Source organism: Pedobacter kyungheensis (assembly GCF_000812965.1).
Taxonomy (GTDB): Bacteria; Bacteroidota; Bacteroidia; order Sphingobacteriales; family Sphingobacteriaceae; genus Pedobacter; species Pedobacter kyungheensis.
The window spans coordinates 82849-98689 of record NZ_JSYN01000025.1; the positions used below are offsets into that span (position 1 = coordinate 82849).

Below are 15841 nucleotides of genomic sequence, written 5' to 3' on the forward strand. Positions count from 1 at the left end.
CTGCATAGCTTAACGCCATGCAGGCTTTTTTATTGGTAACATTTCTAATGCGATTTTTGATTAACCACACAATAGTTTGATATTTAGAAACCAAACCAACTAACGCAATGAAATTCAGATTTGTACTTACCACCTTATTAATAAGCGGGCTTATGGCCCAGGCGCAACAAGGGCCTAAAAAAAATCAATCAAAAGAAACAGTTACTGCGACACAAGTTACGGTAAAAGAAGAAGCGAAACCAGGTACTAACGAAAGGAATATCAAAGTAGAAAGTGCAGTAGTGAGCAACCATTCGGTAACGATTGATGGCAAGGCCGTTCCGTATAAAGCAACAGCGGGCACCCTTCCTGTTTGGGATGAGGACGGAAAACCTATTGCAGGATTATTTTATACCTACTACGAGCGAAGCGATGTGCAAAACCGCGATAAAAGGCCATTGGTGATTTCTTTTAACGGAGGTCCGGGTTCTGCATCAGTTTGGATGCACATTGCCTATACCGGTCCGGTGGTGTTAAATATCGATGATGAGGGCTATCCGGTGCAACCTTACGGTTATAAAGAAAACCCCTATTCTATTTTAGATGTGGCCGATGTGGTGTATATCGATCCGGTAAACACGGGTTATTCGAGAGCCGTTAGTAAGGATATTCCTACAAACAAATTTTTTGGCGTTCGGGCCGATATTAAATACCTGGCCGAGTGGATCAATACCTTTGTTACCCGGAATAACCGCTGGGCCTCGCCTAAATTCTTAATTGGCGAGAGTTATGGTACCACACGCGTTTCTGGCCTAGCGCTTGAGTTGCAAAATAGTCAGTGGATGTATTTAAATGGGGTAGTACTGGTTTCGCCTACCGAGTTGGGGATTGATAGAAGCGGACCGGTTGATGCTGCTTTGCGCTTGCCTTATTTCGCTGCAACTGCCTGGTATCATAAAGCTTTGGCTGCTGATTTACAAGGCAAAGATTTAACAGCAATGTTGCCCGAAGTAGAAACCTTTACCATTAACGAGCTTATCCCGGCCATTTCGCAGGGTGGTATGCTAAGTGCCGATAAAAAGAAAGCCATTGCAGTTAAAATGGCGCGTTACTCGGGCCTTTCAGAAAAGGTAATTTTAGATTATAACTTTAACGTACCTACCGATTTTTTCTGGAAAGAACTGTTAAGGGATAAAGGATTTACTGTTGGGCGTTTAGATTCGCGCTATCGTGGCATAGATAAAATGACGGCTGGCGAGGGGCCTGATTATAATGCAGAGTTAACCTCATGGCTGCATTCTTTTACCCCCGCTATTAATATGTACCTGCGCAATGAGCTTAACTATAAAACCGATTTAAAGTACAACATGTTTGGCTCGGTTTACCCATGGGATAAAAGCGGCGATCAGACAGGCGATAACCTGCGCCAGGCCATGGCACAAAACCCTTATTTGCATTTGCTGGTACAATCGGGCTATTACGATGGAGCATGCGATTATTTCAACGCTAAATACAGCATGTGGCAGTTAGACGCTGCCGGTAAGTTGCAAGACCGCATGAGCTGGGAAGGTTACCGTAGCGGACACATGATGTACCTGCGTAAAGACGATTTAAAAACAGCTAATAACCATATCCGCGAGTTTATTAAAAAAGCCTTGCCAAAAGCAGGCGAAGCTGCTAAGTTTTAATCAGGATTTTAAGGATATACTGATTTTAGGATTCATAAATCGAGAGTTGACAAATTTATAGGCAAATTGCCATCGAAGTTGTCAACTTTTTTAATACAACTGACGCCAAGGTCCGTGTCTTCATGGACCTCTTTTTATTGAGCGGCAATGATTATCGTTACTCCTGCTTTCCATTGCTCCCGATGAAAAACCGGGATTCATTTCATCCGATAGCTATTGGATCAGGGCTAAGTAACCTAAGTCGGTGGCACAGAAAAGCGGCATAGCTGCAGTAGCCCGCATAAAATAAACCTGATCGGACGGATGCCGCCGTTCGCGGCAGGAGGGAGAGCAGGACAGGACAAAACCGAAGCAGCACTGCAATTGCTTTTCAAATTATCATAGCTTTTGTTACATGCATCTGTTAACTTGCTGAGTTAATTTATGCTTGTAAAAAACGCAAACAAAAAACTCATCGCTGCAAACTAAAAATAATTACTTATTTTTGTGGTTCAATTATGCAGCAGATAAAAACATCATTCGATTTTGAAAAACCTATCGCCGACCTGGTTCAGCAGATAGAGAAAGTTAAGCAAGTTGCCGAAAAAACTAAGGTAGATATGTCTGCCACTTTAGATGAGCTTGACGGTAAATTAGATGAAACGACCAATAACTTATATAAAAACTTAACCGGTTGGAACAAGGTTCAAATGAGCCGTCACCCGGACCGCCCTCAAACACTCGATTACATCAACATGATCTGTGATGATTTTATTGAGTTGCACGGCGATAGAACGGTTAAAGATGATAAAGCGATTATAGGTGGTTTTGCTTCAATAAACGGCCAAACGGTAATGGTTATTGGTCACCAGAAAGGTAAAAACACCAAAGAGCGCCAGTACCGCAATTTCGGTATGGCCAATCCTGAAGGCTACCGCAAAGCTTTGCGTTTAATGCGCTTGGCCGAAAAATTCAACAAACCCGTAATTTCTTTTATTGATACCATGGGTGCTTACCCGGGTTTAGAGGCCGAAGAACGCGGACAAGGTGAGGCTATTGCCCGTAACCTGTTAGAAATGTCGATCCTTCGCGTGCCGATTATCTGTATCGTGGTAGGAGAGGGTGCTTCTGGTGGAGCTTTAGGTATTGGTATTGGCGATAAAGTTTACATGTTAGAGCATACCTGGTACTCGGTTATTTCGCCTGAATCTTGTTCATCTATTTTATGGAGAAGCTGGGATTTTAAAGAAAAAGCTGCTGAATGCCTTAAATTAACTTCTGACGATATGTTTGGCAATAAGTTAATTGATGGGATCATTCCTGAACCTTTGGGCGGTGCACACCAGGACCCGGAATTAATGGGAAAAACCTTAAAAGAATATATTGTTAAAGATTTGGCTTCATTAGGCAAGCTAAAAACCGATAAACTGATCGAACAACGGATTGAAAAATTCTGTGAGATGGGTGTGGTTAACGAATAATCATCATTAACTAAAATAAATTTGAATCCTGTTTGGCATTGCCGGGCAGGATTTTTTATTAATCGCTTATTCCAAACCTCACAGGTTTTTAAAACCTGTGAGGTTTATTTTGCCACAAAAAAAGCAGCTACAAATTAATGCAGCTGCTTGTAAATTATTTTAAGATCCTTATTACTGTTGCGGACCTTGTGCCGGGAAGAACATCGATAAACGACCCTCCAGGTTGTTAAATGTTCTCTGAAGCTTATCGCTCAATTTATCCTGACCAGCGGCCTTACTGGTTTTAATCATCCTATCCAGGTAATATAAACCCGTTTGGATATTCTGCGAGCCTGTTAAACCTTTCGATTGTGAAATATCGGCCAAGTAATTTAATTCTTTATTGATGTAATCGCCTGATTTTTCTAAGATATCATTTGCCCTTGCAGTTTCGCCAAGTTTGTACAGGTTTTCTGCCATGTAGAATTTCACTACTACGGTACGGATACCGAAGAATTTATCAGGCATTACCTCATAATACTTATCGATAACTTTTTTAGCTTCAGCTATTTTACCATCTTTAATCAGGCTGCCCGTTAAGCTGCTGAAAATATTGGTGAAGATAAAAGTATCATCTGATGATTGCGGATCTAAATATTTAGCGGTTTTCATATTACCCCACTTAAATTTAGTCATCACGTTGTTGTATAAAACAGGAGTATTTAACTGCTCCGGACGCTCATCAGCTGAGGTAGTATCAGCTTTTAATGGCAATAAACGTAAAGCTAAACCTTCGCTGTATAAATACTTGTCTAAACCGTTATATTGCTCAGAAGGTACTGTAGAAGCGAAGTAAATCGGACGTTTCCAGTTGTTATGCGCAAGGATATCGAACATGGCCAAAGTTCCTTTGGTTACATATCCTTTGTTAAACTTCCAGTCCATTTCTGTAGTAATTTTCGAAGCATCTGCTGCCGAAACCGTTCCGGTGCTTACTACCTGCTGCGGATCTACTGTAATTTTAAAGTTTTTGGTTGGCAGGAAGTTAGATTTTGTTCCATCCTGCATCGGAACTTTATCGTTATCATCGTTTGATAATAATAAGTCGACCACGTTTTTCAGCTCAATGTTGCCTGCAAGTTTATAATCATCATAAGGCATTACATCACGCTCGCCCTGTACATATTGTTCAGGTTTCATGGTAATTGGCAAAGGTGCCGATTCGTTTTGTTTTTGGCGCAAACCGTTAATATACCAATCTGTATCGAATAAGCTCAGGTTTACAATACGTACATCCGGACGTACATTCTCTACTTCCTGAATGTACCAAAGCGGATAGGTATCGTTATCGCCGTAGGTAAATAAAATGGCATTTGGCGCGCAAGATTGCAGGTAATCTAAAGCAATATCATGCGGAACCAGTTTGGTAGAACGATCGTGATCATCCCAGCCTTGCGCGGCCATAATAACCGGTGCTGCCAATAAACCAATAACAGTGGCACCAATTGCACCTGCCGTTGGGCTTACTTTCTTAAATACCCATTCTTTAAGCGCTAATGCGCCTAGCCCAATCCATATGGCAAAAGCGTAAAAAGAGCCTACGTAAGCGTAATCCCTTTCACGTGGTTCCAATGGTTTTTGGTTTAAGTATAACACAATGGCAATACCAGTGAAGAAGAATAACAAACCCACTACACCTGCATCTTTTTGGTTGCGTTTAAAGTGCCATAAAGCACCAATAATGCCCATAATTAAAGGTAAAAAGAAGAAACGGTTATAAGCTTTGTTATCAATGGTTGATGGTGGCAAATTGGTTTGGTTGCCACGTAACCAGGAGTCGATAGGTTTAATACCGCTAATCCACTCGCCTTCAAAACCGCTACCCTGGCCTTGTTCATCGTTTTGGCGACCAACAAAATTCCAGAAGAAATAACGCATGTACATGTAGCCAATCTGATAGCTGGCTAAGAAACCTACGTTATCAACCAGGTTTGGTGTTTTAGCATCATCTAAATGCATCCATTCTTTGTAAAACTGTGCATGTTTAGGATCGTCGCTATACATGCGTGGCAACAAAGTATTGTTGTTGTACTGGTAATCGGTTTTTTTACCGGCCACTTCGTACTTTTCTTTTCCTTTTCTCCAGATGGTTTTTCCTTCGGTTACACCTACTCTTTCTGAATTATAGTTCGGGCCATAAGCCAGTGGTCTGTCGCCATATTGCTCACGGTTCAGGTAACTTAAGAAAGAGAAAGCATCTTTAGGGGCACTGTTGTTTAAGTTCGGATCTGCTTTAGCCCTGATAATAATCATCGAGAAAGAAGCATAACCGAAAATAATCAGCACGGTAGAAATTAATCCTAAGTTTAATAATTTCTTTTGGTGTGTAATCGAATAACGGATACCCCAAACCAAGGCTCCAATTAACAGAACAGCAAAGAATAAAACCCCTGTGCCAAAGCCCATACCCAATGTATTTACGAAGAATAAATCGAAATATGCACCGAACGAAACCAGGTATTGGATAATACCATACTGGATTACCGCCAGAATTAAAATACCAACAAGTAAGGTTTTGAAAATGCCAGCTGTGGTAGCTTTACCAGTTCTTTTGAAATAATAAACAAAAGCCAGTGCAGGGATGGTTAATAAGTTTAATAAGTGGATACCGATAGATAGACCCATGATATAGGCTATAAACAATAACCAGCGGTCTGCTCTTGGCTCATCGGCATGTGCTTCCCATTTAAGGATAGCCCAGAAAACAATCGCAGTAAATAACGACGATTGCGCATAAACCTCCGATTCAACTGCCGAAAACCAGAAACTATCAGAAAAAGTGTAAGCCAATGCACCAACAGCGCCGGCACCCATAATGCTAATCAGTTTTCCGGTTGTAAGTGCTTCGCCAGCTTTAACAATGGTCTTTTTAGCCAATGCAGTAATGGTCCAAAATAAAAACAAGATAGTGGCACCACTGGCAACAGCAGAACCTACGTTCATCCAGTAAGCAATCCGGGTTAAATCGCCGGTAGCAAAAATGGAGAAGAAACGTTGGATCATTAAGAATAAAGGTGCACCTGGCTGGTGAACTACCTGCATCCTGAATGCCGATGCGATAAATTCGCCGCAATCCCAAAAGCTCGCAGAAGGCTCTAAGGTTAAAACGTAAGTTATTGTAGCAATTAAAAAGCAGATCCAGCCTACTATATTATTAACTTTTGAATAATTCATTGGTTTGTTTAATGATATTAAAAATTGTTTTCACATAAAAATGCTGCCGAAATTAACTATTCTAGTCGATAAAACAGGTAATTTTTTAGATTGATTTAACAAAATTTAACGCCTTAATCCCATTCACTTCAAGTATTTTGACCAATCCTGAAAATAAGAAACCACGGACTAAAATGTAAAATCTGCCCGTGGGTGAAAAATTAAACTGTTTTTCGCTTAACCTGTAGGAAAAGGGGTAAACCTGGCAATGTGGTTATTGTATTGTTTTTCGAGGCTTTGGCTTAGCTCATTTTGTTTAAAAGCTTCGGTCAGTTTTACCATCTGACCCAAATAAGCCAGGTAAAAACGTACATCCTGCTCGGCAGCCAGTTGGTTTTTGCTTTCTGAAACATCTGCCAGGTGGGTAAGTTCCTCGTTTACATAGTCGGCCGTTTTTTTAATCATGGCATTTCCCTGGTTCAGGTCATTTAAGCGGTAAAGGTTTTCGGTAAAATAATAAGTGCTCATTACCTGGCGCATGCTGTAAAACTTAGCTGGGATTACCTCCAGAAACTTATTAGCTACTTTTTTACTTTCAGTAATTTTACCTTCGTTTAGCAGGCCGGTTAGCAAACCATTAAACATGTTCGATAACATAACTACATCATCAGAAGATTGCCTGTCTAAATGGTTGGCGTTTTTAATGTTACCAAACCCGTAAACGTTCATCAGGTTATTGTACAACGGTTTAATGTTAATGCGATCGAAATCTTGTTCAATTGTTGTATCTGGTTTTAGTGGCAGCAGCCTTTTGTTCAACCCCTCCGAATAAAGGTATTTATTCAGACCTAAATACTGCTCATCGGGCATTGCACCGGTAAAATAAATCGGACGTTTCCAGTCGTTGTGCACCAATATATCGAATAAAGCCAATGTACCCTTGGTTACGTAATTCTGGTTAAATGTCCATTCCATGCTGCCAGCAATTTTGCCGGCATCTTCTTTAGGAACAGTACCAGTATCTAAAACTTGCCGCGGACTTACTGAAAGTTTCAGGTTTTTGGTTGGCAACACATTGTATTTTGAGCCATCGTTCATGGTTACTTTATCTGCGTCGTTATCCGATAACAGCACATCTAAAATTTCTTTCAGTTCAATGCGCTGAGCAATTTTATAATCCTGGTAATACATAATGTCGCGCGTTCCGGCTACGTATTGGTTTGGCGTTATGGTAAGGGGGAGGGGCTCCGATTGGTTTTGTTTTCTCCGCATGCCATCAATGTACCAGTCGGCTGTAAACAGGCTCAGGTTTACCACGCGTACATCCGGGCGAATGTTTTCTACTTCCTGCGCATACCAAACCGGGTAGGTGTCGTTATCCCCGTAGGTAAATAAAATCGCATTGGGTGCACACGATTTCAGGTAATTAACCGACATATCGTGGGCTACATGGCTATCAGATCGGTTATGGTCATCCCAGCCTTGCTCTGCCATAATTATGGGGGCAGCAAACAAGGCAATAATCGATGCAAAAATACTCGCGCGTACTGGCGTTAATTTTTTAAAAGCCCAGTCTTTTAAGCCAAATACCCCCAGGCCAATCCAAATGGCAAAGGCATAGAACGAACCCACATAAGCGTAATCCCTTTCGCGGGGTTCAATGGGCACTGAATTAAGATATACTACTATGGCTATTCCGGTGAAAACAAATAGCAAACCTACAACGCCTGCATCTTTCTGGTTACGTTTAAAGTGCCAAACCGCGCCAATTAATCCGATAATTAAGGGTAAAAAGAAAAAACGGTTGTAAGCTTTATTTTCTACAATCGAAGGTGGCAGGTTTTTCTGGTCTCCCAGCCTGATGGCATCTACGGGTTTTACGCCACTTAACCAATTGCCCGCGCGACCGCCAAACTGGCCATCTTCATTATCTTGCCTGCCCACAAAGTTCCACATAAAGTAGCGCATATACATTTGTCCGGTCTGGAATGAAAACATATATTGCAGGTTATCCATTAAGGTTGGCTTATGCGTATCGTCAAAACCCATGTAATTTTTATAAAACTTAACATGTTCGGGTTTGTCGCTATACATCCGTGGTGCAAGGGTTTTATCGCCAAAAACATATTCAGACCTTGTTCCTGCCGATTCGTATTTTTTTTCACCCTTCCGGTAAAGCTGACCAGTTTCTTTGATGTCGATCTTTTCCGAATTGTAATTTTCGCCGTACAATAAAGGCCGGTCGCCATATTGTGCACGGTTAACATAGCTTAAAAAGTTAAATACATTTTCGGGGTCGGTGTTATTTAAATTGGGTTTGGCTTGTGCTCTGATAATTAAAAGTGCAAAAGAGCTGTAGCCGAATAAAAGCAATACAGTAAACAACATGATTAAATTTAGTGCCCTTTTATTTTTAAGGATGGAATAACGGATGCCATATACCAACCCGCCAATAAGTAAAACAGCAAAGCACAACACGCCGCTGCCAAATCCAAAACCTAAGGTGTTTACAAAAAAATAATCAAATTTGGCTGCCAACGCTACCACATACTGGATCAGGCCAAACTGTACTACAGCTAATGATAAAATGGATACGAAAAATATTTTCACAACACCTTGCCAGTTGGGCGAAGGGTTCTTTTTGAAATAATAAACAAATATTAAGGCTGGGATGGTAAGCAGGTTTAAGATGTGCACACCAATGGAAAGCCCCATAATATAGGCTACAAACAATAACCAGCGGTCGGCTTTGGGCTCATCCGCCTGCGATTCCCATTTTAAGATACCCCAGAACACAATTGCAGTGCAGAGTGATGATAAGGCGTAAACCTCGGCCTCTACTGCCGAGAACCAGAAACTATCAGAAAAGGTATAAGCCAGGGCGCCAACCAGGCCTGCACCCATAATGCTAATTGTTTTTTGAGTGCTTACGATTTCGTTCTTTTTAACGATGGTTTTTTTAGCGAGTGCGGTAATGGTCCAGAAAAGAAATAAAATGGTGCCTGCGCTGGCCAATGCCGAAGCCACATTCATAAAATAGGCGATTTTAGTTTTGTCGCCAAGGGCAAGGGTGGAGAATAATCGCTGGATCATCGATACCATTGGGGCTCCGGGCTGGTGTACAACCTCCATCCGGAAGGCCGAAGCGATGAATTCGCCACAGTCCCAGAAACTTACAGATTGATCTAAGGTTAAAATGTAGGTGGTTGCGGCAATAATGAAGCATAGCCAGCCCCCAATGGTGTTAATCCTTGAGTAATTCATAGTAAAAATTTAGTCTTTGATAATAAATGATTTAAGTGGTTCGCAGTAAAAAAAGTCGCAGAAAAAAAGAAAATGTTGCACGCTATAAGATGATTTTTTTATCTTTGCATCGCAGTCAGGAAGAGCGAGAAAGAAATTAAAAAATATTTTAAAATCACTCTTGCAAATTTGAAATAAGCTTCCTACATTTGCATTCCCTTTCGAGGAAATATCTTCGAGAAGTTTTTGTCCGATAGTATAAGGGTAGTACAACGGTTTTTGGTACCGTTTGTCTTGGTTCGAATCCAGGTCGGACAACGAAAATTTAACGTCGGATCATGTTTTAAATAGACATGATCCGATTTTTTTTAACAGCAAACTACACGGACCCATGCCATTGCAGTTCAACCCGGTAAAACTTTTTTCCGGAACAGGTTCTAAGGGATTATCACTTAAGATTGCCGAACACTACGGCAAGCCACTTGGTAACGTAACCATTCACAAATTCAGTGATGGCGAATTTCAACCTTCTTTTGATGAATCAGTTCGTGGTAGTGATGTTTTTCTAATCCAGTCTACTTACCAGCCTAGCGATAACTTAATGGAGCTTTTGTTAATGGTTGATGCCGCTAAAAGAGCATCGGCACATTACATTACTGCTGTAGTTCCTTACTATGGTTTGGCCCGTCAGGATAGAAAAGATAAACCACGTGTGGCTATTGGTGCCAAATTAGTGGCTAATTTATTAAAGTCGGCAGGTATCCACCGCATCATGACGATGGATTTGCACGCTGCACAGATACAGGGTTTCTTCGATATTCCGGTTGATCACTTAGATGGATCGGTTATTTTTGTGCCTTATATCAAAAGCCTTGGCTTAAAAAACTTAACTATCGCATCGCCTGATATGGGTGGTTCGTACAGGGCGCGTACATTTGCCAAGTTTTTTAATGCAGAGGTAATTATTTGCGATAAACGCCGTAAACGTGCCAACGAAATCGAATCGATGTCGATTATTGGAGATGTTCAAGGACAGGATGTTGTGTTAATCGACGATATTTGCGATACTGCCGGAACCCTTTCAAAAGCTGCTGCTTTGATTATGGAAAATGGTGCTGCAAGTGTAAGAGCGGTTTGTACCCACGCGGTATTATCAGGTAAAGCAATTGAAACGGTAGAAAATTCGGTGTTAACCGAGCTAATCGTTACCGATACCATTCCTTTAAAACAGGAAAGCCCAAAAATCAGGGTGCTAAGCACAGCAAGTTTGTTTGCAAGGGCAATTGCCAATGTAAACGAGCATGGCTCAATTAGCGATCTGTTTAGGGTATAGTCGGTTAATTGTATAAACTGGTTAATCGGTTAATTGTAGATTTTGCACTCAGTTAACCAATTTGAACAATTAACCAGTTAACCCAAAAGAGAATAATAAAAGTAGCAGGTAAAAAGCTGTAAATCAGTCTTGATACTTGATACTAAATACTAATAAATAAATATAAATAAAAATGAAAACAATCGCAATTAGCGGTTCTCCAAGAGAGAACGTAGGGAAACGCGATGCCAAGGAACTTCGTTACGAAGGTAAAGTTCCGGCGGTATTGTATGGTGGTAAAGAGCAACAACACTTAGCTGTAGTTATTGCTGATTTAAGAGACGTAATTTATACTCCGGAAGTAAACTTTGTAGAAATCGAAGTTAATGGTGCTAAAACTAAAGCTATCGTTAAAGATACTCAGTTTCACCCACTTACCGACGTATTATTACACGTAGATTTTCTTCAGTTATTCGATGACAAGGAAATCGTAATGGAAATTCCTGTTAAATTAACCGGAACTTCTCCAGGTGTTAAAATGGGGGGTAAATTAATCCAGAAATTACGTAAACTACGTGTTAAAGCGTTACCAGCTAACATGCCACAAAACGTAGAAGTAAGCTTAGAGAAATTAGAAGTGGGTAGCTTATTCCGTGTTCGTGACCTTTCAGGTGATAAATACGTAATCACTAACACTCCTGAAGATACTATCGTTTCTGTTGCAATGTCAAGAGCATTAAAACAAGCAGAAACTGAAGCTGCTAAAGGTAAAAAGTAGTATTGATTTCACAGATTAATGTGATTTCACAGATTCTAGAAGCGGTAGAGAAGCAATTCTTTACCGCTTTTTTATTTACACGAGGTTAATCCGCCAAACGCTAAACGCCATGCCCTTATGCAGGTACAGACTCAAGACTTCCAACTCCGGACTTCATACTTTTCGCTTTAGTCTTTCTGCTTTTAGCTTTTATCTTCTACATTTGCATCCATGAAATATCTTATCGTTGGTTTAGGTAATATTGGTCCGGATTATGCGCATACCAGACATAACATTGGTTTTGATATTGCCGATGAACTGGTTAAAGGTTTAAACGGAAGTTTCGATAATATCCGCCTGGCTTATTACGCCGAAGTGGGTTTTAAAGGCAAAAAGCTGCACGTAATTAAACCAACCACTTTTATGAATCTGAGTGGTAAAGCGGTAAACTATTGGATGAAAGAGCTTAAAATAGCGCCAGAGAACGTATTGGTAATTGTTGATGATCTGGCTTTGCCTTTAGGCAAACTCAGGCTAAAACTGCAGGGATCAAGTGCAGGGCACAATGGGCTTAAGAGTATAGAAGAAGTGTGCGGCGGACAAAACTATGCCCGTTTGCGTTTCGGTATCGGCAACGATTATCCAAAAGGTCGGCAGGTAGATTTTGTATTGGGTTTATTTGATAAAGAGGAGCAGTTAGAACTTCCTGCCTTAATTGATAAAAGTGTAGCCCTGATTAAGAGCTTTGTAACTGTTGGCCCGGCCCACACCATGACTGCTTTTAATAAATAGTTTTTAGTTAATCGGTTAACTGTTTAAATTGGTTAATTGTTCAGGTTGTCATCCTGAGGTGTAATTTATTGTATAAAATCAATAATAAGTGACAGCCTCTTCCGGGATCGTCATTTCGAGCGGAGTGCAACGTAGCCGAGAAATCTGTCTAAATAGATTTCTCCATTCCGCCACCGGTGAAGAACCGGCCGGCTCCAGTCGAAATGACGATTTTTCTATAAGGTATGTCAATAGTAGCGCAGCGAAGGATCTCATACTATAAAAATATTGAGATTTATATGCTCCTTAAGTGTTTTACACGATGGTAATAATTCGGAGTGTTCCTCGCCTCCTCACCATGCAACCCCGAATTTACCTGCTTCCCGCGCCACCTAAACCCGATCGCAGTGGTTCCGGTGCTTCTCCGCAACTTATATTACAAAGTTAATCAGCATCGGAAAAAACGGAGAGCGGGGCTGAACCAGGCCAAAAGCATCTGCCGCTGATTTTCAAATAAAATAAATCAGTTTTTTGGTATTTGGTGAGCCCACAGAAATGGAGCGGGATAAGGTACCATGTAGGTGAAAGGTCTGTATATAGATCTCTCCATTTCGCTGTGCTTCAGTCGAGATGACGGGGATACTAAACAAAAAAAGACCATCTTTCGATGGTCTTTTCTTTAATGTATAGTTAGTTAATGATTATTTAACTTGTTCTTGTGCTCTTGCAATGTAAGCATCAATTAACTGTGCTTCTGCGCTTTCAGGATATTGTGTTTTTACCTTAGTATAAGCATCAAGTGCACCTTTAAAATCTTTAAGGTTTTCGTTAACCAATCCTAATTTCTTTAAAAACATTGGCGAAGTAAATTTACTCGCTTTATCAGCAGCTTTTTTGTAATAAGTAGCAGCTTGTTTATAATCTTTTAATTCGCTGTAAGCATCGCCTAACAAACCTAAAGCCAATGGATCTGCAACCGGGCTACCTGTAGCGCTATATTTGCTTAAAGATTCTACCGCTTGTTTAAACTCGCCTTTACGTAAATAAATACCACCTAAGTAAAGGTTAGCTAAATTAGCCGATTTGGTGTTATCGTATTCTTTGGCAATTTGCTCAAAGCCCGGGAAACCAGCGTCGCCTTTAACTGCTTTGTTCGATAATGAATCTACTCCAACATATTGCTCTGCTTTGTACATTTTGCTCGCAGCTTCTTCAGCACGGCCTTTTAAGTACACGCCCTGATACCAAAGGTAGATGAGAACTAATACAACTACAGCGCCTGCTATAAAAAGTAAGCTCTTGTTATTCTCTTGTAAAAATGAACCTTTTTTAGTCGGTTGAATTGTCTGATTATCTGTTGTAGACATGTTTGTTTAAAAAATTAAGATTGCAAAAATACATTTTTCAATCAAAGTATCAATCTTTATTTTGAAGTATTTAATTAAACATTAGTTATTTAGGAACCAAAAGTGTAAAATGCCCGCGACAATTAACGGAGCAGGCTAATTAGCGTGTTAAACCAGGTTTGGTTGTCGCTAAAAATACCTGTACGGTTAATTACCAGGTAAACGGTTTGGCTTTGGGTGCGGCTAATGGTTGAGCGGATGCGGATAGGCTGCCAGAACAGACCGAAATTTTTAATGGGCGAAGCCGGAAACAGCTCGTCGAAACCCATGTAAACCTCTTCGATATTTGATAAAGGCACCTCCAGCTGTTCATCGCCCGTAATAAAAATCCCGTTCGAAGCCAGCAATATATTGCCCTCGTGTTTGTGTATCGGCTTTAAGAATGAAAATAAACCGGCTAATTTTTTAATCCAGCTCGTGCCCTTTTCATTGGTCAGTTCATGATCGTAAGACCATAGAACATTTCCCTCTAACATTTTTTGTGCAACCATTGAAATTTTTTCCTTGCTATGAAAGTACAATATTTTTAAATGTAATTAACGTTAATTTTAAACAATGAATGTTAAGCGGCTAAAAAAGGGTAAATTTGTGACATATTTATGTGGTTAAAGAACATTACCCTGCTCAATTTCAAGAATTATACCGACGCAGATCTCCGTTTTTCGGATACTGTGAACGTGTTTACGGGTAATAACGGATCGGGTAAAACCAATATGCTCGATGCCATTCACTACCTCTGCCTCTGTAAAAGCTATTTTAATCCCATCGATACCCAGCAGATCAAAACGGGTGAAGAAGTTTTTATGATCCAGGGAGATTTTGACCGTAGTGAAAAGAATGAAAAAATTTCCTGTGGCGTAAAGCGCAATCAGAAAAAGCAATTTAAACGCAACAAAAAAGAGTACGATAAACTTGCCGATCATATCGGGCTGTTCCCGGTAGTGATGGTTTCGCCTTATGATGTTAACCTGATTATGGAAGGGAGCGAAGAACGCAGGAAATTTATCGACAATGTGATTTCGCAAACAGACGGCCATTACCTCGATCAGCTGATTACCTATAACCGCATTCTGGCCAACCGCAATGCGCTGTTAAAGCAGATTGCCATTACGCGTAAATACGATCCTGCCTTGCTCGAGATTTTAGATGAGCAGCTGGTCATGGCGGGTAATAAAATATTTGGTATCCGTAAGGCTTTTATGGATGAATTCATCCCGATGTTTAACCAGTATTACACTTACCTCACCGAAAACAGGGAAGTGGTAGAGTTGAATTATCAATCGCAGCTTAACGAGGCTACTTTTGAAGAATTGTTAAAAAAAACGGTAGAGAAAGACCGTGTACTGGAGCGTACCACAACCGGGATACATAAAGATGAGCTGGCTTTTATAATCAGCAATATGCCACTAAAGAAATTCGGTTCGCAAGGTCAGCAGAAATCTTTTTTAATTGCCTTAAAGCTGGCGCAATATGCTTACCTGGCTAAAAACAAGGGGTTTAAACCTTTGCTTTTGCTGGATGATATATTTGATAAACTGGATGATAACCGTGTTCAAAAATTAATGCAAATGGTTTCGCATCATGATTTTGGACAAATATTTATAACCGATACCGGAAAAGAAAGAGTAAAATCGATTTTTGAAAAGATAGAAGTTGATGTAACTTTGTTTGAAGTTGATAATGGAACTGTAGAAAATGCGTAAACCTAACGATGTTACTTTAAAAGATGCCATAAGCAAAATGCTTGATGTGTACCGCATACGCCGTAAGTTCGATGAAACTTCCATTCTATCGGTATGGCCCGAAATTATGGGTACAGCTGTTGCTAACCGCACCAAGCAGATTTATATCCACGATAAAAAGCTTTTTTTAAGGATCGAATCGTCGGTAATTAAAAATGAACTGATTTTGGTACGTCAGGGTATTATCGAAAAACTGAATGAACATGCCGGAAGCGAAGTCATTACCGAAATGATCTTTTTGTAAATAAAGGGTATAAACTTTTGCCTATACCCTAAATATTTTACTGAATA

At 40.3% G+C, this 15841-nt stretch carries 11 protein-coding genes; 7 read left to right on the top strand and 4 right to left on the bottom strand.

The features are described 5' to 3' along the window. Positions 1-107 precede the first annotated feature (107 nt). Together OC25_RS19215 and OC25_RS19220 are read left to right on the top strand one after the other, a co-directional pair. Positions 108-1667, top strand: coding sequence for a S10 family peptidase (locus OC25_RS19215; protein WP_039479440.1), 1560 nt, complete (start codon positions 108-110; stop codon positions 1665-1667). Between the two features lie 497 nt (positions 1668-2164). Then, positions 2165-3127 (top strand): acetyl-CoA carboxylase carboxyltransferase subunit alpha, encoded by a 963-nt coding sequence (locus OC25_RS19220; RefSeq protein ID WP_082018658.1) that lies wholly within the window; start codon positions 2165-2167, stop codon positions 3125-3127. A 171-nt stretch (positions 3128-3298) separates the two neighbouring features. Here the strand turns inward: OC25_RS19220 and OC25_RS19225 are convergent, their stop codons facing one another. Continuing rightward, positions 3299-6340 (bottom strand): DUF2723 domain-containing protein, encoded by a 3042-nt coding sequence (locus OC25_RS19225; RefSeq protein ID WP_039479442.1) that lies wholly within the window; start codon positions 6338-6340, stop codon positions 3299-3301. 216 nt (positions 6341-6556) lie between these two features. Next, positions 6557-9583: a glycosyltransferase family 117 protein gene (locus OC25_RS19230; RefSeq protein ID WP_039479444.1), complete on the bottom strand. Its 3027-nt coding sequence runs from the start codon at positions 9581-9583 to the stop codon at positions 6557-6559. A gap of 370 nt (positions 9584-9953) precedes the next feature. Here OC25_RS19230 and OC25_RS19245 point away from each other — a divergent pair, with 370 nt between their 5' ends. The 3 genes from OC25_RS19245 (at position 9954) to pth (ending at position 12423) form a co-directional block, all read left to right on the top strand. Next, entirely contained in the window at positions 9954-10895 is a 942-nt protein-coding gene (locus OC25_RS19245) for a ribose-phosphate pyrophosphokinase (RefSeq protein ID WP_039479579.1), read from the top strand. Positions 10896-11067: 172 nt separating this feature from the next. Then, a complete protein-coding gene (locus OC25_RS19250; protein ID WP_039479449.1) occupies positions 11068-11652 on the top strand; it encodes a 50S ribosomal protein L25/general stress protein Ctc in 585 nt (194 codons plus the stop codon). A gap of 210 nt (positions 11653-11862) precedes the next feature. Continuing rightward, positions 11863-12423 carry an aminoacyl-tRNA hydrolase gene (gene pth, locus OC25_RS19255; RefSeq protein ID WP_039479452.1) on the top strand — a complete coding sequence of 187 codons (561 nt, stop codon included), beginning with the start codon at positions 11863-11865 and terminating at the stop codon, positions 12421-12423. Positions 12424-13103: 680 nt separating this feature from the next. Here pth and OC25_RS19260 read toward each other — a convergent pair. Next, the gene (locus OC25_RS19260; RefSeq protein WP_039479455.1) at positions 13104-13769 is read right to left on the bottom strand and encodes a tetratricopeptide repeat protein; all 666 of its coding nucleotides are present in this window, start codon (positions 13767-13769) and stop codon (positions 13104-13106) included. 122 nt (positions 13770-13891) lie between these two features. Further along, complete coding sequence (locus OC25_RS19265; RefSeq protein ID WP_143009655.1) at positions 13892-14284, bottom strand: hypothetical protein; 393 nt, start codon at positions 14282-14284, stop codon at positions 13892-13894. Positions 14285-14407: 123 nt separating this feature from the next. Here OC25_RS19265 and recF point away from each other — a divergent pair, with 123 nt between their 5' ends. After that, complete coding sequence (gene recF / locus OC25_RS19270) at positions 14408-15511, top strand: DNA replication/repair protein RecF (protein ID WP_039479460.1); 1104 nt, start codon at positions 14408-14410, stop codon at positions 15509-15511. After that, on the top strand, positions 15504-15794 hold the full coding sequence (locus OC25_RS19275) for a DciA family protein (protein WP_039479462.1): 291 nt from the start codon (positions 15504-15506) through the stop codon (positions 15792-15794). Before recF ends, OC25_RS19275 begins: the two co-directional genes overlap by 8 nt. Positions 15795-15841 lie beyond the last annotated feature (47 nt).

What these genes read in the sequence shown, in the direction of transcription:
- OC25_RS19215 (WP_039479440.1), top strand. Translation starts at nt 108, where the DNA reads ATGAAATTCAGATTTGTACTTACCACCTTATTAATAAGCGGGCTTATG.
- OC25_RS19220 (WP_082018658.1), top strand. Translation starts at nt 2,165, where the DNA reads ATGCAGCAGATAAAAACATCATTCGATTTTGAAAAACCTATCGCCGAC.
- OC25_RS19225 (WP_039479442.1), bottom strand. Translation starts at nt 6,340, where the DNA reads ATGAATTATTCAAAAGTTAATAATATAGTAGGCTGGATCTGCTTTTTA.
- OC25_RS19230 (WP_039479444.1), bottom strand. Translation starts at nt 9,583, where the DNA reads ATGAATTACTCAAGGATTAACACCATTGGGGGCTGGCTATGCTTCATT.
- OC25_RS19245 (WP_039479579.1), top strand. Translation starts at nt 9,954, where the DNA reads ATGCCATTGCAGTTCAACCCGGTAAAACTTTTTTCCGGAACAGGTTCT.
- OC25_RS19250 (WP_039479449.1), top strand. Translation starts at nt 11,068, where the DNA reads ATGAAAACAATCGCAATTAGCGGTTCTCCAAGAGAGAACGTAGGGAAA.
- pth (WP_039479452.1), top strand. Translation starts at nt 11,863, where the DNA reads ATGAAATATCTTATCGTTGGTTTAGGTAATATTGGTCCGGATTATGCG.
- OC25_RS19260 (WP_039479455.1), bottom strand. Translation starts at nt 13,769, where the DNA reads ATGTCTACAACAGATAATCAGACAATTCAACCGACTAAAAAAGGTTCA.
- OC25_RS19265 (WP_143009655.1), bottom strand. Translation starts at nt 14,284, where the DNA reads ATGTTAGAGGGAAATGTTCTATGGTCTTACGATCATGAACTGACCAAT.
- recF (WP_039479460.1), top strand. Translation starts at nt 14,408, where the DNA reads ATGTGGTTAAAGAACATTACCCTGCTCAATTTCAAGAATTATACCGAC.
- OC25_RS19275 (WP_039479462.1), top strand. Translation starts at nt 15,504, where the DNA reads ATGCGTAAACCTAACGATGTTACTTTAAAAGATGCCATAAGCAAAATG.